We start from the raw sequence: 17,829 nt of genomic DNA, 5'->3' as shown, positions 1-17,829 counted from the left end.
GCAACCCGAGAATGCAGGGAATTCAACATGTTACACGTGTGCCTAAAAATTAGGCAAAGCATAGAACCCCGCAGAATCCTTGAACTCAACCCTTCGGCCTTCGCATTTTCCAACAGACTTATCCACAGAGTCGGTGGACAGCTCCGAAAAGCTCTGCGAGCGCACCAGGTTCGCCTTTTTGTCAAGCGCCCTAGGCCTACTTATTTAGGTTTTCGAGGCTTGATTCGGACTCTCCGACCGTCGTCGATGCCTCTTTCGGAGGGGGTGATCCGTCAAGCGCTTAACGATTTGTAAAGACATGGTCAGAGGAACCCGCAAGCCTGCCACGCAGGACCCGACTCTCGGCGGCAAGCGCGCGCCGCAGGAGCCCGCGATTTATCGCGAGGCGCCGGCCTCGCCGGGTCTGCCGGGTCTAAGAGAGGATGCGCCCGACTACGCTGGGTTGCACGACGAGTCGGCGGACAAGGTCGAGGGGCGTCTTGCCCAGGGCGTCGAGGTGCTGGCCAGGGCGGTCAAGACCTTGCCGCTGGCTCCCGGGGTCTATCGCATGCTGAACGCGCGGGGCGATCCGCTTTATGTCGGCAAGGCGCGCAGCCTGAAGCGGCGGGTAACCGCCTACACCCAGCTCTCCAAGCTGCCGCGCCGCCTGCAGCGCATGGTCGCCGAGACGGTGGCGTTGGAGGTGACCACGACCCATACCGAGGTCGAGGCGCTGCTGCTGGAATCGAATCTGATCAAGCGTTTCATGCCGCGTTACAATGTGCTGCTGCGCGACGACAAATCCTTTCCCTACATTCTGATCGCCGGCGCGCATGACTATCCGCAGATCGTCAAGCACCGCGGCAGCCACGACCGCGAGGGCCGCTACTACGGGCCCTTCGCTTCGGCTGGTGCGGTGAATCGCACGGTGACGGCGCTGGAAAAGGCTTTCCTGTTGCGCTCCTGTTCGGATGCGGTGTTCAGCCAGCGCACGCGCCCTTGTCTGCTCTTCCAGATCAAGCGTTGCTCCGCGCCCTGTGTAGGGCGGGTCGATCGGACGGAGTATGCGGCCCTGGTCGGGGATGCCTTGGACTTCCTTTCGGGCAAGTCCAGCCGTATTCAGGAAGACTTGGCCGGCCAGATGGAGGCCGCGGCCGAACGCCTGGACTACGAGGCGGCCGCGCGCTACCGCGACCGGATTCGCGCCCTGGCACACATTCAGTCCCACCAAGATATCAACGTTGAAGGCGTGGACGACGCCGATGTCGTCGTTGCGCACCAGCAGGCTGGGCAAACCTGCATCCAGGTCTTCTTCTTCCGAGCCGGCCGGAACTATGGCAACCGCGCCTACTTCCCCAGCCATGACAAGCAGTTGGGGCCGGAAGAAGTGCTCGCCGCCTTCGTCGCACAGTTCTACGACAACAAGCCGGTGCCGAGACAGGTGTTGCTGAGCCATCTCTTGACCGAGCAAGCGCTGATCGCCGCAGCCCTGAGCCAGAAGGCCGAACGAAAAATCGAACTGGCGGCGCCACAGCGCGGCTCTAAACGCAAGCTGATCGAGCAGGCGCTTTCCAATGCCCGCGACGAGTTGGCTCGCCGCCTCGCGGAAAGTTCGGCCCAGCGGAGGCTCCTGACCGGCCTGGGCGAGCTGCTTGGGGCCGAGACGACGCTGGAGCGGGTCGAGGTTTACGACAACAGCCACATCGGCGGCAGCAACGCCTATGGTGCCATGGTCGTCGCGGGACCCGAGGGGTTCCGCAAGACCGCCTACCGCAAATTCGCGATCAAGCAGAAGGGAGCGGCCGGCGACGACTACGCCATGATGCGCGAAGTTCTGACCCGGCGCTTCTCGCGCGCCCTCAAGGAGGACCCCGACCGCAGCCGGGGCCAGTGGCCCGACGCCGTGCTGATCGACGGTGGCCGCGGGCAGCTGAACGTGGCCTTGGAGGTCTTCGCAGACTTGGGCATCGAGGATCTGACGGTCGCAGGCGTCGCCAAGGGACCGGACCGAGACGCCGGGCGCGAGCGCATCTTCCTGCCGGGACGTCCCCCGATTCTGTTGCAACCGCGCGATCCGGTTCTCTACTTCATTCAGCGCCTGCGTGACGAAGCGCACCGCTTTGCAATCGGCACCCATCGGGCGGGCCGCAGCAAGGCCCGGCTCACCTCGGCGCTCGACGAGGTCCCGGGCATCGGCGGCAAGCGCAAGAAGGCCCTGCTGCTGCACTTCGGCTCGGCTCGTGCTGTCCAGCGGGCCGGCCTGACGGATCTGGAAGCCGTCGAGGGCATCAGTAAGACCGTCGCGAAGAAGATCTACGACCACTTCCATGGCGCGCCCTAAACCCGGAGTTTGTGCACGACGGTTGGTGATGGATGATGGCACACACTCTAGCTCGCAGAGCACCCGATCCCCCGGCGCCGCTTTCCAGGAGAGCTGAATGACGACTGATGCGGTTCCACCCGCCTCGAGGACATCCGGTGCGAGGCCATCCGGCATTGCGATGACTTGGCTCATGGAGGAGGCGATCGAAGAAAACGCGGGCCTCAGTCTGGCGAGGATGACGATCGATCCCGACGTGACCTCGGAAGCGCATCGCCATCCGAACTGCACGGAAGCGATCCATGTGCTTTCGGGGTCCGTTCTTCAACGTAGGGGCGACGCGTGGATCGAACTCACGGCTGGCGACACGATCCTGATACCGGTCGGTGCGGTTCATCAGACGCGCAACCCGGGACCGGAGACGGCGGTCATGATGATCGCCTATTCCAGCGGATCGCGTGTCTATCAGACTTGAGAGCTCGCACCGCCGCGCGCTGGTCGGGCGGAGCCGCCAGACTGTGCTGGGACCATGCCTAGCAATAACTGGCGGCGCCCGCTCTCCATCGCGCTGTCCGTACAAGTCGCGACGAGCGCCATCGATATGGCGGTCCCCGTCTTGGGACCTGCGATAACAAGCAGCATCGGCGTTCCAGCCTCCTATGTCGGCTACTATTCCTCCGCGGCGGCCGGAGGTGCGATTTTCTTCTATCTGCTGGGCGGCGGATTGGTCCGCCGAGCGGGGCCCGAGCGCATCCTGCAGATCGGCGCTCTGGTTTGCGCTGGAAGCCTGCTCCTTGCCCTGAGTGGGGCATGGTGGCTCGTGATCGCCGCCGGACTGTTGATCGGCCTGGGGTTCGGCGCAAATGCCCCAGCGAGCGGTTTGCTGCTTCAGCGGTCGGTTCCCCGTCAGAGACTGAGGCTTGCTTTCTCGATCAAACAGGCCGGCGTCCCTCTCGGTGCCTTGATCGCGGGTGCCGGGCTTCCGGTCCTTGCGGGGATCGGAACCTGGCAAACGGCACTGCTCGCCGCCTCGGCACTTGGGGTGACGGTGGCGGTTTTCGTGGAACTGTCGATGCGCCGGGACCGGGGCAGTTTCGGGAGGGTGCGGAGCGCGACCGGCGGTTCCGGCCTGGCCGACCTGAAGGTCCTCCTCGGCCTGATCCGGCTTCGCTCATTCCGCCGTCTTGTCGCCGTAGGAGCGCTGCTTGCCGTCGTTCAGGGGAGTTTGAATGCCTTTCTCGTCACCTATCTGGTGACCGAACTGCAGCTCTCTCTCGTTTTTGCCGGCGGACTCTATGCTGCCTTTCAAGCAGCTAGTATTCCGGGCCGTATCCTGTCGGGTTGGCTCGGAGACAAACAGGCCCTGCGACCGGTCATACTGATGCACATCGGTGTCGCGTCGTCGGCCGCCGTTGCGATCCTGTCCGTCCTGAACCCCGGTGTCCTGCCCTTGACGATCGCCATTCCGGTGGCCGCCGCGGGCTTCGTGGTGGGGAGCTGGAATGGGGTGCTGCTGGCCGAGAGCGCGGAAGCCGCACCCGAGGGCAGGGTGGCGGAGGCACAGAATGCCGTTGCCCTGGGGATTTTCGCCGGATTCCTTCTGGGGCCCCTCGTTTTTGCGACGGTCGTCGCCGTGGCCGGCTTCCAAGCGACTTTCCTTGTCTTGGCAGGTATCGCTCTTCTGTCTGCTTTGGCCGCCAGAGCGCGATCCCTCTAGCTGGAGGCGGCTTCGCTTCCATCCAAGGCGATCTTGCTCCAGGCGGCGGTGAAAGGCTTGCCTGACTGCGTGGTCGTGCCTCTGTAACTCTGGATGCTCTATGTTAGAAAGACGTCGGGGGTGCCAAGGATCATGCTGACCACGTTGCCGAACTTGTTGACGCTAGCGCGGATTGTCGCGATTCCGGCCGTGGTGGCTTTGCTGTCCTTCGATTCGGAAGCGGCCCGCTGGGTGGCGTTCGTTCTGTTCGGGGCGGCGGCCTTCACCGATTGGCTCGACGGCAGGCTGGCGCGTGCCCGCGGCGAAGTCTCGCCGCTTGGCCGATTCCTCGACCCGATCGCCGACAAACTGCTGGTCGCCGCCGTCGTGGTGATGCTCGTGGCCAGCGGCGACGTCGCCGGCTGGGCGGTGGTGGCGGCGATCGTCATTCTCTGCCGCGAAATCCTGGTTTCGGGTTTGCGGGAATACCTGGCCGAACTGAGCGTTCCGATGCCGGTCAGCAAGTTGGCCAAGTGGAAAACGGCGGTGCAGCTCGCTGCCATTTCCTTGCTGATTCTCGCTCCCGTGCTGACGCCGGAACTGGGCTTGGCGGCTGAAGCCCTGCTGTGGCTGGCTGCCGGTCTGACTCTGATCACCGGGTGGGACTACCTGGTCCGCGGCCTGACCCACATGCGGGCCGGGTCGGGCGGCGAGTAGCGAACGGCGGCGCCGAACCACCGGAGTCCTTAGCCCTACGGCCTGTCTGGTTGACTTGCGTGGCCTTCGGGTATTCCTACATCGCGAAACCTATGGATGGGCGGGCAGGAAGACCCGAGATGAAGATCATCGGACTGGCAGGTTGGAGCGGCAGCGGCAAGACCACCTTGGTGCGCAAGCTGATTCCCGCGCTCGTGGCGCGCGGCTACCGCGTTTCCACCATGAAGCATGCCCATCACGCCTTCGATATCGACAAACCCGGCAAGGATTCCTACGAGCATCGTGAGGCGGGGGCGACCGAGGTCATGATCACCTCCGCCAACCGCTGGGCACTGATGCATGAGCATCGCGGTGCGCCGGAGCCAACCGCGGAAGAGCTGATGCCGCAAATGACGCCAGTCGATCTGCTGATCATCGAGGGCTTCAAGAAGGAGCGTCACGAGAAGATCGAGGTCTTTCGCCGCAGCGTCGGCAAGCCGCTGCTGGCGGCGGACGATCCACATATCGTCGCGATTGCCAGCGACGGGCCGACGCCGGAGATCGACCGGCCGCTGCTCGACTTGAACGATGTGGAGGCGATTGCCGACTTCGTGGTGAGTCATTGCGGTCTGAGCGCGGCGCGGCGGCAAGGAGTGGCCTGATGGCGCAATTGAGCGACGACTGCTTTGCACATGGGGGTCGGCTGATGCGTTTGGACGAGGCCCTGGCGTTGCTGGAAGCGCGTATCGACACCATCATCGAGGTCGAGCAGGTGGCGTTGAGCGAGGCTCTGGGCCGGGTTCTGCGCGAAGACGTGGTGTCGGCGGTGTCGGTTCCGGCGGAGAACAACTCCGCTGTCGATGGCTATGCGGTGCATTTCGCCGACTTGGACCCAGAGGCGGAAACGCGCCTGCCGATCACTGGCCGCGCGGCCGCCGGCCACCCCCTGGGACGATCGGCCGGCCGGGGCGAGGCGATTCGCATCTTTACCGGAGCCCTGATGCCTGAGGGGCCGGACACCGTGATGATGCAGGAAGACTGCAGTTTGGACGGCGAAGCGGTGGTGATCCGTCCCGGGATCAAACGCGGCAGCAACCGGCGCCTCGCCGGCGAGGATATCACGGCGGGCGAGACGGTGCTGCGCGCAGGTCAACGTCTGCGGCCGCAGGACGTCGGTTTGGCCGCCGCCGCAGGGCTGACCGAACTGATGGTTTCGCGACCGCTGCGGGTCGCGCTTTTCTCGACCGGCGACGAACTGCAGGAGCCGGGGCAGGTGCCGCGACCCGGCTGCATCTACGATTCCAACCGCTACACCGTTGGCGCCCTGCTTCGGGGGCTGGGTTGCCGGGTCTCCGACCTCGGCATCCTGCCGGACCGGCGCGACAGCGTGACGGCGGCGTTGGGCGAGGCCGCCGTCGACCACGACCTCCTGCTGACCTCCGGCGGCGTTTCCACCGGTGAAGAAGACCATGTCAAAGCAGCCGTCGAATCGCAGGGTAAGCTGCATGCCTGGAAGCTTGCGATCAAGCCAGGGCGCCCCATTGCGCTGGGCCAGGTCGGTCTGACACCCTTCGTGGGCCTGCCGGGCAATCCGGTGGCCTCGATGGTCACCTTCCTGGCCGTGGTGCGGCCGATGATCCTGCGCCTGCTGGGCGGCCGGGTGGAGCCACCGCATCGCTTCGCCGTGACGGCGGACTTCGATCACAAGAAGAAAAGGGATCGGCGGGAGTGGGTGCGTGCCCGCCTGTCCCTGGGAAGCGATGGACGGCTGATCGCCCGAAAGTTTCCGCGCGAGGGGGCCGGTATCCTGTCCTCTCTGGTCGAGGCCGACGGACTGGTCGAGTTGCCCGAGGATTTGACCAGGCTGGAATCCGGCGCGATCGTCGAATTTCTGCCCTTCAGCGAGGTGACCCCATGAGCGCGCCTGTGAAGCTGTTGTACTTTGCTTGGCTGAAGCAAAAAACCGGCTGTTCCGAAGAAGAAGTCCAGCCACCGGCCGAAGTCGCCACCGTCGGCGAGTTGCTGAGCTGGCTGGAGGGTCGTGGTGAGGGCTTTGCCGAGGCATTGGCCGACCGCACGGCGATCCGCGTGGCGGTCAATCAGGAATACGCGCGCCCAAGCGATCTTGTGAAGCCAGGTGACGAGGTGGCCCTCTTCCCGCCGGTGACGGGCGGATGAGGGCATAGCCATGGCCGTCAGAGTCCAGCGAGAAGACTTCGATCTCAGTGCGGAACTGAAGGCGCTCACGGCAGGCAATCGTCGGGTCGGCGGTCTGACCTCCTTCGTCGGTCTGGTGCGCGACATGGCGGAAACGCCGGAACTGGCCGCCATGACCTTGGAACACTATCCAGGCATGACCGAGCGCATGCTGGAGAGGATTGAGGCCGAGGCCCAGGCACGCTGGCCGTTGGAGGCCTCGCTGATCGTCCATCGCTACGGCCGGATGGAACCGGGTGAGCAGATCGTCCTGGTTGCCTGTGCCAGCCCCCATCGTGAAGCGGCCTTCGAAGCCTGCCATTTTCTGATCGACTGGCTGAAGACCAAAGCGCCTTTTTGGAAAGTCGAGGAGAGCCAAGGCGGCGCGCGTAGCTGGGTGGACGCACGGAGCAGTGACGATGAAGCCGCCGCCCGCTGGCGCCAGGACGACGACGCGGCAGACTAGGCGAGGCGGATTGAAAGTGCCGGGCAAGGGCTGTTAGGAGCCTCTTGCAGGCGGTTGTCCGCTTGTATCTTTACAATCCCAGTTCGCGCTGCTCTTCGTCGGCGGAGAGCACCGGGCCGGCTTGCAGACGGTCGACCGCAGCGGCAACGGGGTCTTCGTCGCCAGCCCCCGCCGGGCGGAAGCTGCCGGTCTCAGTCGTGGCGGCCGGCGGAATTGAGCTGCCGGCGACCATCTGCCAGTCGGCCTGAGGCCCAGAGCGGCAGACGAGGCCGCGCTCCCCACCCCCGTCCGACAGTCGTTCGAACTCCCGGCAGAAGCGATTGTCTTGACTGCGGAAGCTGCCGAGCACGGTCAGTTCTCCGTCAGCGAGTTGAATCGGCTCGTAGCTGGGCGTTTGCGACAGAGCAGCCGCGAGTTGCGGTGCCAGGCCGTTGCCGGTTTGGCCATTCTCGCCGCCGGGCAGCCAGGCGAAAACCCCGGCCGCGACCGCAACCGCAAGGGATGCCGCCAGGGCCACGGGCCGCCAGACGGTTTGCTGGCGGTTTTGGCGCCGAGGCAGGCGTACCACGTTGTCTGCGCCATCCTCTGCCGGTGTAGCCGCAGGTTCATCCGCAGATGTCGGGGCGTTCATGGCCGTCGGCGCATCCATGATTGCCGCACGCAGCCGCTCTGGAACCGGCTCTTCGGTGATCGCGGCGAAAGCAAGACGGGCCATTTCTCCTGCTTCGACCAGGGCGCGGAGACGTGCCCCGGCAGCCGGGTTCTCCATCAGCGCCTGTTCGATTTCAAACGCCTCCTGCTCTGGAAGCTCCCCGTCGGCATAGGCAACCAGCCTCTCGTCACTCAACTGTGCCCCCATGTCGCTCATGCTCCTTCTCCTGCCACCTTGCCCCAGGGGCTGTTCGTCGGGCCATTCAAGGCCTCGGCCAGGGCGCGCCTTGCGCGTGCAAGGCGGCTCATCACAGTACCGATGGGAATGTTCAGAGACTCGGCGGCCTGCCGGTAGCTGCAGCCGTCTATGGACACCAGCGAAAGTACGGTACGCTGCTCTTCAGGCAAGCGAGCAATCAGCTTGCGCACCCGTGCCAGTTCGATTCTGGACTCGGCAACGGCCCTGCCGTCTTCTCCGCTTATGCTGGCGACACTATCGAGATCGCCGGCCGGCCGGCGCAGCTTTTCGGCCCGGCAGCGGTCGATCCAAACCGTCTGCACGATTCGGAACATCCAGGAGTCCAGTCGAGTTCCTTCCCGCCACTGATCCAGCCGTGTCAGAGCGCGTTCGCAGGCCGCTTGAACGACGTCGTCCGCTTCGTGCTGGGTCCCGGTCAGTGCAGTTGCGAAACGCCGCAAACGCGGCAGGAGCGCGACCAGTTCCTTTTTTATCTCTTGTTCTTGCTTCACGGCTCTCGCACCCGATGCAGTTGTTCTGGGCAGACAACGCGCCAGATGACGCATCTATTCCCAAGCCCCCGCGAAGAACAAGATTGTAAGCGCAATTGCAGTTCGATGCAGAAATTTACCGGGTGAGGCTGGATTAAACTTGCCCGATCATCCGTTGTTACACGGCACCACCTGCAACCAGGGATTCTTCCGCAATGTCATCGTCCGAATGCCGCAGAGACCCGTCGATACCGCGGCCCGCCGTACCTGCCCCCCTCGCGAGAGGCACAACGTTTTTGCGCCGCCGCCTTTTGAGTGGGGTCTGCCTGGTCGTCTTCGCGTTCCTCGAACCATCTGCTTTTCCTGAAACGCCCTCTCTGCTGTTGGCCCCGGCCCCGGCCTTTGCCGACGGGGACGGTGATGGGGACGGCGACGGGGACGGGGACGGGGACGGTGATGGTGACGGGGACGGTGATGGGGACGGCGACGGTGATGGCGACGGGGACGGCGACGGTGATGGGGACGGCGACGGTGATGGCGACGGGGACGGCGACGGTGATGGCGACGACGGCGGCGATGACGACGGTGATGATGACGACAACAGCGCCGCCGACACTGACGATGATGATGATGATGACGCTGACGACGATGATGATGACGACGATGATGATGATGATGATGATGAAACGGCTCCGACAACCACTGAGGCCGACGGTGGAGATGGTCAGGATGTTGCCGATCTTTTGGCGCTGGATGCCACGCCCGAAGTCTTTGCGGCCGCAGTTCAGCTCGGTCTGACGCCACGTCTGGCAACGACCTACGCGAACCTCGGACTCTCCGTGACCGGTTTTTCGCTGGGCGCGGTTTCCTACGCCGAAGCTCAGGCGGCTCTATCCGGTCTCGGGGCAACCGCCTTGGCGCCGAACCATGTCTACAGTCTGGCTCAAGCCGACTGCCGCGGCCCCGCTTGTGACCAGCAGAACCTGGTTGGTTGGCTTCCCCCCGCCGGTGTCGGTTGTGGTGCCGGGCTCGCGTTGGGTATCGTCGATACGGCGATTGCGACCAATGCTCCGGCTCTGCAGGGGCAGCGGATCCGTACGCGTCGATTCAACGAGAAGCGCATGCCTCCCTCGTTTTCCGACCATGGCACTGCGATTGCCGGGCTTTTGGTCGGCGCGACCGAGAGCGAAACGCCGGGCCTCCTGCCCGAAGCGACGCTCTACGCCGCCGATGTTTTTCACCGGGACGCACAAGGTCAACCGGTGGCCAGCACGACCGATATCCTGCAAGCCCTCGATTGGTTGGCTGGCTTCGACTTGCCGGTCATCAACATGAGTCTCGCCGGTCCAGCCAATGCCCTTGTGGAGCGCGCCATGTCGGCCCTGACCCGCCGGGGCATCTTGGTTGTCGCCGCGGCGGGCAATGATGGGCCATCGGCCGATCCAGCTTATCCTGCCGCCTATCCGGGAGCGATCGCCGTAACTGCCATCGATCGTGATCTGCGGCCGTTCCGCAGTGCCAACCGCGGCAACTATCTGTCGCTGGCGGCTCCTGGGGTAGATGTCTGGGCGCCGACGGCTTTCGGCGGTGCAGCGCGAAGCGGTACGTCCTATGCCGCGACTTTCGTTGCCGCCGCCGCCACGGATCTCTCAGCACAATTCGGCCGGCCGTCGGTCGAGGAGCTCAAGACTCTGCTGGAAGAGCGGGCCCGCGACCTGGGCAAGACCGGCTACGATCCGATCTTCGGCCACGGCCTGTTGCAGGCCGAGCCGGTGTGCAACGGCAGCCCCTAGCGTTGCCGCTGCACGTCCGCTGCTCGGCAGTAGAGCGCTCGGGAATAAAGCGGCGGTCCGGTTCGTTGTCGGGATGCTCATGGAGGCTGCGGCCGATACCGCCGCCTCTAATGCCCATCGGCTACGCAGGAGAGCGATCCCGTGAGTGCATCCCCCTTCCGAAAGACCGACTCCACGACCTCGACCTCCCCGTCCCCGGCAGCCGACGGTTTCTCGGCAGGCAGCCGATCCCGGCAAAAGCAAAGCGAGACTGCCTTGGGGAGCTTCAGCCCCGCACGGCTCGCCTTTTTCGCCTGGCCGTTGAAGCTGATTGACGAGCCGGTCTCCTCGACGGGCCGCGACGGGACCGATGGGGACGATCGAGAAGTCGATGGATAGAAGTACCGGGGCGCTATCGGTCGGAACAGGCGACTTCGGCGGCTTGTAGACTGGTTTGGCGCAGGAGGCTGCGTACGGCCATCAGTCCCATCAAGCCATGTTGGACGTTGTCCACCCGGATCTCGTTGTTGTAGGCCTCGGTACGCAGACCGCCCAGCACCCGCGGGCGTCGTTGGATGTAGAAGGCGTCGACCTCGTCCTTGAACTGAAGTTGTCGAAGATTGCGCGCGGCGCGCCAAATCGCGCGTTCGTAGCGCGCGGCCCGCGAGGTCTCGCTCGCCTCGGTCGCGAGCGTCAGGGCGGCAGCCAGGCCTTCGATGTAAACACCGGTCGAACTGGCATGCGGCGGGCCGTAGTCCGGACGCTCGGGATCGTAAAAGCGGCCCCAAAAGACGGGCGCCAGGGGTTGGCCCCACTGCTGCAGGGGCAACAGCCAGTCGTTCATCTCAAATACGAAGTCTCTCAGTTCAGCCGCGTTCAGCGCCGCATAGGCAAGCGCGTAGGCCTGGCTGTGCCAGGGAACGAAAGCCGGGCTGCGCGCGGCGCGGTGCCAGGCGCGATAGTGGATGAAACTGGCTTGAAAACGGGCGGCTAGGTCGCCTTCGGGATCTGCGCGCAATCGCGTAGCCCAGAACAACAGGGCTTCACCGGGATAGAAGTTCTGGTTGTCGTTGCGTTCGGCAGGTTTCAGGAAGCTGCGGAAAGAGCCGTCGGCCCGATGCAGATCGTCAACCGTGGCCGAGAGACGGCGATAGGCCTCTTCCCAGCGGTGGCGTTGAGGATGCTCCAGAATGGCCAGTGCCGCCAGCGCGACGGCCCCCAGTTTCACCTGGCCCTGCCACTCGATCAGGCCGGCCCGCCCATCAGAGCGGTAGAAGCGGTCCAGGTTGAACTGCAGGTTCGCCGCGGCACGCATCATCAAGGCCGTGTCGTCTTTCGCCTCCGCCGTCTTGATCAGCGCGAGAGTCGCCATGAAGCGGCGAATGGGACTGTCGGCGTCGGACTCGCGTCCACGGCTTGGCCAGTACTTGTAGGGCAGTTGTCCGTCGTCGCGCAGGTTCGCATGCAGCCAGGCCGTCATCCCCTCGATCAAACGGTCCAGCTCCGCTCGGTCAAACGCGTCCGGCGGAACCAGCGGCGCACCGTACGACAGCAGCGTGCCGCGCAGGGCGGTTACAGGTCCTGTAAGAGGGGCGAGATGGAGTTGACGGGCTGCGAAGGATCGGATCTCCACTCCCTCGAACAGGACATCGGCGAGACTGCGGCCTGGCGCCGTCTGCTGCCGGCTTAGCCAGCGCGTGAAGCTGCGGTTGCTGGCGATGGCGCTCAGGGGGGCCAAGCGCCGTTCTTGGCCGTCGAAGGCGACCGAAATGCCGACTTTGCCCTGCGCGGCCCTGGTGAAGACTTGCTCGAAACGCTCCGGCGACACGCGACGCCACCCGTGGGTCAGGCAAAGCCCGAGGGTATCCGCACCAATCGCTTCCAGTCGTGGCAGAAGCTCGGCGAAAGCATTCGCCAGACTGCCAGTCTCGATCCAAACCTCGTCGACACGCCTGCCTTTGCGCCGCAGGCAAGCATATAGCGGTCCCGGCAAGGGATAGGCCCCAGGTGCGATCGGCAGCTTCTCGCGCAGGCCGCGCAGCAGATCCGCGATTACGGCCGGATCTGCGGTGAGAGCATTGGTCATACCGGTGACGATTCGCTGCGCACTGGAGCGGACTTCGGCACTCTACCGCGCGGTGTCCCGCCTCGCAGCCGGCGATGCCGCGCCGTCTGTAGGTGGGTGCCCGGCGGCTCGCCGCGGTCCGTCACAAAGTCCGGAAGAAGGTTTCGGAGGACGCTGTCCTCTCCAGGACTCCGTGACGTGACTGTCTTGCTGCGTGACGATCTTATTCTGCGGCGGCGATGGAGGCGTGGGCCGTACGGCCATCGCGGCGATTGACGAGGTCGTCGTAGGCGGTCACCAGCGATCGTGTGATCTCGCCCACCTTGAACGTCTGGCCGTCTATTTCCGCCACTGGCGTCACTTCGACGGCCGTGCCGGTAATGAAGACTTCGTCGGTCTTCGCCAGCTCCTCCGGCAGGATCGCGCGCTCGATCACCTCGTAGCCCAGATCCTTGGCCAAGCCGACTACCGTGCGGCGTGTGATGCCGTCGAGGAAGCAGTCCGGCGTCGGTGTATGAAGCTTGCCTTCTTGCACCAGGAAGATGTTCGCCCCGGTGGCCTCGGCAATCTGGCCGCGCCAATCGAGCATCAGCGCATCGTTGTAGCCGCGCTTTTCAGCATCGTGCTTGCTTAGGGTGCAGATCATGTAGAGGCCGGCGGCCTTGGCATGCACCGGTGCGGTGGCGGGATCCGGGCGGCGGTACTTCGCGAAGGTCATGCGGATGCCCTGCAGCCGGGCTTCCGGCGAGAAGTAGGCCGGCCAATCCCAGGCGGCGATCACCAAGTGGATCCTGTTCTTCTGTGCTGAGACCCCCATCATCTCGCTGCCGCGCCAGGCAACGGGACGGACGTAGCCGTCGCCGATGGAGTTGACCTCCAGGACCTTACGGGCCGCCGCATCGATCTCTTCGACGCTATAAGGGATCTCGAAGTCCATCAGCTGCGCCGAGGCGACAAGGCGTTCGTGGTGCTCGGTCATGGCGAAGACCTCGCCGCCATAGGCACGTTCGCCCTCGAAGACGCAGGAGCCGTAGTGGAGGCCGTGCGAAAGGCTGTGCAGCGTTGCGTCGGGCCAGGGAACCAGGTCTCCATCCATCCAGATGAAGCCGTCGCGATCGTCGAAAGGAAGCATGGAAAGACGGGTCCTCCGGCCCTATAAGCCTTTATCTTCTGGTTGCCCGACCGCCATTTATAAGCTCTCCAACGAGCCTCTGGCCGGTTCGGTCAGCTGTCACCGAGGGGTTCAGGGTTCAAGTGAGTATTTGGAGTATCGTTGCTCCGAAAAACCACACTTTGTTACTTTCTGTCCCATCTGATAGCGCAAACGTAACGAGCTGACCTAGATATGTCAACATGGCTGACGTAAAAACTGCGAATCCTCTGTTCCTGCGCGAAGATGAACTGCGTCAGGCGATCGAGCTGCTGTTCTTCGCCTACCGCGACTTTACCGGCGATGCCGACCGGATCCTGGACGACTACGGTTTCGGTCGGGCGCACCACCGGGTGATCTACTTCGTCGGCCGCCACCCGGGATTGCCGGTCAATCAGCTCTTGTCCGTTCTCCAGATCACCAAGCAGTCGTTGTCGCGCGTGCTGGGTCAGCTGGTGCGTGAGGGCTTCATCAAACAGACCCGAGGGACAACCGATCGCCGGCAGCGTTTGCTGGAACTAACCGAGACGGGCCGAGAGCTCGAGCGCAAGCTGACCGAGGTGCAGAAACATCGGATCGCCCATGCGTATCGCGACGCCGGCGCGGATGCGGTGGCGGGCTTTCGGACCGTGATGCGCGGTTTGATCGACTCGCCCGACCGGGCGCGCTTCGGGTCTGAGCCCGTTGGACCAGAGCGATCGTAAGCTGGTCTGCGACACCGCGGGAGGGCAAGCTTCCGATCGGCGCGTTGCGGCGTGGGAGCTGGCGCTGACTCTAGGTGGAACTCGCTGATTCGCCTATACTCCAGCCCATGGAAGAGGCCGCACACATACTCGTCGTCGACGACGACACACGGCTCCGCGAGCTGCTGCAACGCTATTTGAGTGATCAAGGGTTCCGGGTAACGACTGCGAGCCAGGCGGGCGAGGCGAGGGAGTTTCTGCGCTCTTTAGCCTTCGATCTCCTGGTGCTTGACATCATGATGCCGGGGGAAAGCGGGCTCGATCTCCTGCGCGCGCTGCGCCGGGAACAGCGTGTGCCCGTGCTGCTGCTGACGGCGATGGATGAAGTCGAAAGCCGTATCGAGGGCTTCGAAAGCGGTGCGGACGACTATCTCTCGAAACCCTTCGAGCCGCGTGAGCTGGTGCTGCGGATCAATGCCGTGCTGCGCCGGGCGAAGGCCGCCGAGGCTGGGACCTCTTCACCACGGCGGGTGCACTTCGGGGCTTTCAGTTTCGATCTCGACCGCGAGGAACTGCGTCGTGGTGACGCTTATGTCCGGCTTTCGACGGCCGAACAGCAGCTTCTCAAGGCTTTGGCCGACCGTGTCGGCGCGCCTGTCAGCCGCGACGAACTGAGCGAGACGAGCCCGGAGATCGGCAATGCGCGGACCATCGATGTGCAGGTCACGCGCTTGCGCCGCAAGATCGAAACGGATCCGAAGTACCCCCGCTACCTCCAGACGGTGCGCGGAGTGGGCTATACTTTGGTCGTCGATTGACGGCCCGCCGCATGCGATGCTCCGAAGGTCGGTATGGACCGCAGTCCGTTGTGGATGGCAGTCCGGTCTTGACTGAATGCCGGTCTACACGGCCGTCGCAATAGACCCGAAGGCTCGGTGCGGCGAGAGACCGACGAACTGAACCGGGCGGAGTCGGAGCCGCAGGTTGGGGCGAAGGCCATGAGCAGCTACGAAGACCGTTTCGAGCGACCTGCTGGGATGGAGGACCTGAGCCTTTCGCTCGGCAGGCCGGAGCGCTTGTCGCTTCTCAAACGTCTGCTCCCGCGCGGTTTTCTGGGTCGTTCTGTGCTGATCCTTCTGCTACCGCTCGTTCTACTCCAGGTAATTTCCGCCTGGGTCTTCTACGACCGTCACTACGACACGACGACTTGGCGTCTTGCCCAGGGCCTCGCCGGCGACGTCGAGATGATGGTGCGCCTGTTGCAGTCGGGTGAGATGCCGCAGTCCGAGGTCCTCTCGCTGGCTCAGCACATTTTCTGGCTGCAGGCGGAACTGATCCCCGGTGCCGAACTGAGCGAGTCGGTGGAGCCGCGTCTCGGCTCGATTTTGCACGAACGTCTCGAGACCGCTCTCATGGAGCGTCTGGGTCCGCGCTTCACCGTCGATACGGTCTCTTTGCCCCGAGACGTCATCATCGAGGTGAATCTGGGCCGTGAGCTGCTGGTGATGGATGTCAGCCGGAAGCGGCTGTTCAGCGTGACGACCTACATCTTCCTGATGTGGATGGTGGGCTCGTCGATCGTGTTGTTCGTCGTCGCTTTTCTCGTCATGCGAATTCAGGTGCGTGCCATCACCCGTCTGGCTCAGGCCGCGGACAGCTTCGGCAGGGGGGGCGACTTGACCGGATTCAGACCCGAGGGAGCCGACGAGGTCCGTCAGGCTGCGGCGGCTTTCCTCCAGATGCGCGAGCGGATCAAGCGCCAGATTCAACAGCGTACGACCGTGCTGGCCGGGGTCAGTCATGACTTGAGAACGCCGCTGACCCGTATGAAGTTGGAGTTGGCGATGTTGGGGGGGGCGCCTGAGATTGAGAGCCTCAAGCAGGACGTTCAACAGATGGAGCGCATGGTCGATGGCTACCTTGCCTTTGCGCGGGGCGAGGGAGGCGAGGAAGCGAAGCTGACCAACCTGTCCGACTTGATCCGCCGTGTCGTGGCCGACGCGCGGCGCGAGGGTGCCACCGTCGATCTTCATATGGAGCAGCCGATCACGCTGCCTCTCAAACGCGAAGCCTTCCGGCGCTGTTTGACCAATCTGCTCGTGAATGGCGTGCGCTACGGCAACATGGTGTCGTTGCGCGTGGGTCTCCGCCACGGCGGTCTCGAGATCCTGGTGGACGACGACGGACCCGGTATTCCGGAAGAGCGCCGCGAGGAAGTCTTCAAACCCTTCGTCAGGCTGGAGGAATCCCGCAATCCCGAAACCGGCGGCACCGGGCTGGGGCTGACCATCGCGCGCGACGTCGCCCGCGGCCATGGCGGCGATCTGACTCTCGATGACTCTCCTTTGGGCGGTCTGCGCGCTCGGCTTTGGTTCCCGATTTGACATGAGCGTCTCCCCAAGCGTCACAGGAGAGTCTGCCGCAGTCGTGCTGCCCGTCAGTTTGCGGACGCCGTTGCGAGAGGAGCTGCCGACGCTCCGCCAGATCGAGGCGGCTGCGGCACGCCGGTTTCGCGACTCACCCCATCCGGAGGTCGCGCGGATGCCTCCGACCGAGTTGGCCGCGTTTCGCGATCTGGCCGCCGAGGAGGGCATCTTGGTTGCCGCCGATGCTCACGACAGGTTGCTCGGCTTTGCGCTCTACACGCCGATGGAGGGCGAACTTTATCTGGGTGAATTGAACATCCTGCCCGACGCGGCCGGGCGGCGGATCGGTGCGCGCCTGATCGACGCGGTGGCCGAGGTCGCGGCGGCTCGCGGTTGCCGCTGGGTATTGCTGACCACCTTTCGCCGGGTGCTCTGGAATGCCCCTTACTACCGGCGTCTCGGCTTCGAGGACGTTCCGGAGTCCGAGCTGAGCCCGGCGTTGGCTGCTGAGATGGCCCGGCAGGCCGCTCGCGGCCTGCATCCGGCCAGTCGCACGGCCATGCGGCGTGGCGCTCTACGTGGCATCGAGCAGGTGGCGGTCTAGACCGGATCGCTATCTGGTCTCGTGGTATCGCTTCAAAACGCTGTTCAGTACATCCGGCCGCCGAGCGGAACCTCCCGGTCGGGACCGAGCATGACCACTTCGCCCTCGGCATCCGGCACGCCAAGAACCAGAATCTCGCTCATGAAAGCGCCGATCTGCTTGGCTGGGAAGTTGACCACGGCCACAACCTGGCGGCCCGGGAGGTCTTCCGGTTTGTAGTACTTGGTGATCTGCGCCGAGGTCTTGCGCAGGCCGATCGGTTCGCCGAAGTCGACCCAAAGCTTGATCGCCGGCTTGCGCGCTTCCGGAAAGGGTTCGGCCTGCAGAATGCGGCCAACGCGAATATCGACCTTGAGGAAGTCCGCAAAACCGATTTCACCAGCCGGCGCCTCACTGGCGCTCTTGCTCTTACTCATGACTTTCATCCCTCTCGCAAAGAAAATGCCCCGGTCGTTC

18 protein-coding genes are annotated in these 17,829 nt (G+C 64.2%); 13 read left to right on the top strand and 5 right to left on the bottom strand.

Annotation, left to right across the window (positions count from 1 at the left end; translation table 11 throughout):
• The first annotated feature begins 298 nt into the window (after positions 1-298).
• The 8 genes from uvrC to DBZ32_RS09575 all read left to right on the top strand — a co-directional run bounded on the left by uvrC (position 299) and on the right by DBZ32_RS09575 (position 7,353).
• Entirely contained in the window at positions 299-2,320 is a 2,022-nt protein-coding gene (gene uvrC, locus DBZ32_RS09610) for an excinuclease ABC subunit UvrC (protein ID WP_119166900.1), read from the top strand.
• Between the two features lie 97 nt (positions 2,321-2,417).
• Positions 2,418-2,774 carry a cupin domain-containing protein gene (locus DBZ32_RS09605; RefSeq protein WP_119166899.1) on the top strand — a complete coding sequence of 119 codons (357 nt, stop codon included), beginning with the start codon at positions 2,418-2,420 and terminating at the stop codon, positions 2,772-2,774.
• Between the two features lie 54 nt (positions 2,775-2,828).
• A complete protein-coding gene (locus tag DBZ32_RS09600; protein ID WP_119166898.1) occupies positions 2,829-4,016 on the top strand; it encodes an MFS transporter in 1,188 nt (395 codons plus the stop codon).
• Between the two features lie 132 nt (positions 4,017-4,148).
• Positions 4,149-4,712 (top strand): CDP-diacylglycerol--glycerol-3-phosphate 3-phosphatidyltransferase, encoded by a 564-nt coding sequence (gene pgsA / locus DBZ32_RS09595; protein WP_119166897.1) that lies wholly within the window; start codon positions 4,149-4,151, stop codon positions 4,710-4,712.
• 119 nt (positions 4,713-4,831) lie between these two features.
• The gene (mobB, locus tag DBZ32_RS09590) at positions 4,832-5,353 is read left to right on the top strand and encodes a molybdopterin-guanine dinucleotide biosynthesis protein B (protein ID WP_119166896.1); all 522 of its coding nucleotides are present in this window, start codon (positions 4,832-4,834) and stop codon (positions 5,351-5,353) included.
• Complete coding sequence (locus tag DBZ32_RS09585) at positions 5,353-6,609, top strand: molybdopterin molybdotransferase MoeA (RefSeq protein WP_119166895.1); 1,257 nt, start codon at positions 5,353-5,355, stop codon at positions 6,607-6,609. The genes mobB and DBZ32_RS09585 overlap by 1 nt, the downstream gene beginning before the upstream one ends.
• An 8-nt stretch (positions 6,610-6,617) precedes the next feature.
• Complete coding sequence (gene moaD, locus DBZ32_RS09580; protein ID WP_208539184.1) at positions 6,618-6,869, top strand: molybdopterin converting factor subunit 1; 252 nt, start codon at positions 6,618-6,620, stop codon at positions 6,867-6,869.
• Positions 6,870-6,879: 10 nt separating this feature from the next.
• Positions 6,880-7,353: a molybdenum cofactor biosynthesis protein MoaE gene (locus DBZ32_RS09575; RefSeq protein WP_119166893.1), complete on the top strand. Its 474-nt coding sequence runs from the start codon at positions 6,880-6,882 to the stop codon at positions 7,351-7,353.
• 70 nt (positions 7,354-7,423) lie between these two features.
• Here DBZ32_RS09575 and DBZ32_RS09570 read toward each other — a convergent pair whose 3' ends face one another.
• Both DBZ32_RS09570 and DBZ32_RS09565 read right to left on the bottom strand, forming a co-directional pair.
• Complete coding sequence (locus DBZ32_RS09570) at positions 7,424-8,221, bottom strand: anti-sigma factor family protein (protein WP_119166892.1); 798 nt, start codon at positions 8,219-8,221, stop codon at positions 7,424-7,426.
• Complete coding sequence (locus tag DBZ32_RS09565) at positions 8,218-8,754, bottom strand: RNA polymerase sigma factor (RefSeq protein ID WP_235830120.1); 537 nt, start codon at positions 8,752-8,754, stop codon at positions 8,218-8,220. The genes DBZ32_RS09570 and DBZ32_RS09565 overlap by 4 nt, the downstream gene beginning before the upstream one ends.
• 275 nt (positions 8,755-9,029) lie before the next feature.
• Here DBZ32_RS09565 and DBZ32_RS09560 point away from each other — a divergent pair, with 275 nt between their 5' ends.
• Complete coding sequence (locus DBZ32_RS09560; protein ID WP_162906683.1) at positions 9,030-10,526, top strand: S8 family serine peptidase; 1,497 nt, start codon at positions 9,030-9,032, stop codon at positions 10,524-10,526.
• A gap of 391 nt (positions 10,527-10,917) precedes the next feature.
• On the opposite strand, the gene DBZ32_RS09555 is transcribed toward DBZ32_RS09560, so the two are convergent.
• Positions 10,918-12,591: a hypothetical protein gene (locus DBZ32_RS09555; protein WP_119166889.1), complete on the bottom strand. Its 1,674-nt coding sequence runs from the start codon at positions 12,589-12,591 to the stop codon at positions 10,918-10,920.
• Between the two features lie 202 nt (positions 12,592-12,793).
• The gene (locus DBZ32_RS09550) at positions 12,794-13,702 is read right to left on the bottom strand and encodes a branched-chain amino acid aminotransferase (protein WP_119166888.1); all 909 of its coding nucleotides are present in this window, start codon (positions 13,700-13,702) and stop codon (positions 12,794-12,796) included.
• Between the two features lie 221 nt (positions 13,703-13,923).
• On the opposite strand from DBZ32_RS09550, the gene DBZ32_RS09545 reads away from it, so the two are divergent.
• The 4 genes from DBZ32_RS09545 (at position 13,924) to DBZ32_RS09530 (ending at position 17,373) form a co-directional block, all read left to right on the top strand.
• The gene (locus DBZ32_RS09545; RefSeq protein WP_119166887.1) at positions 13,924-14,424 is read left to right on the top strand and encodes a MarR family winged helix-turn-helix transcriptional regulator; all 501 of its coding nucleotides are present in this window, start codon (positions 13,924-13,926) and stop codon (positions 14,422-14,424) included.
• Positions 14,425-14,531: 107 nt separating this feature from the next.
• Positions 14,532-15,221, top strand: coding sequence for a response regulator (locus DBZ32_RS09540; RefSeq protein ID WP_119166886.1), 690 nt, complete (start codon positions 14,532-14,534; stop codon positions 15,219-15,221).
• Positions 15,222-15,401: 180 nt separating this feature from the next.
• Complete coding sequence (locus DBZ32_RS09535; RefSeq protein ID WP_235830119.1) at positions 15,402-16,787, top strand: ATP-binding protein; 1,386 nt, start codon at positions 15,402-15,404, stop codon at positions 16,785-16,787.
• 43 nt (positions 16,788-16,830) lie between these two features.
• A complete protein-coding gene (locus tag DBZ32_RS09530) occupies positions 16,831-17,373 on the top strand; it encodes a GNAT family N-acetyltransferase (protein ID WP_162906682.1) in 543 nt (180 codons plus the stop codon).
• Positions 17,374-17,417: 44 nt separating this feature from the next.
• Here the strand turns inward: DBZ32_RS09530 and DBZ32_RS09525 are convergent, their stop codons facing one another.
• Entirely contained in the window at positions 17,418-17,789 is a 372-nt protein-coding gene (locus tag DBZ32_RS09525; protein ID WP_119166884.1) for a tRNA-binding protein, read from the bottom strand.
• Positions 17,790-17,829 lie beyond the last annotated feature (40 nt).

Origin of the sequence: Algihabitans albus, from assembly GCF_003572205.1 — a bacterium.
Classification (GTDB): domain Bacteria; phylum Pseudomonadota; class Alphaproteobacteria; order Kiloniellales; family DSM-21159; genus Algihabitans; species Algihabitans albus.
Note: the sequence above shows the minus strand (reverse complement) of the source record. Positions and strands in the feature narration are given on the sequence as shown.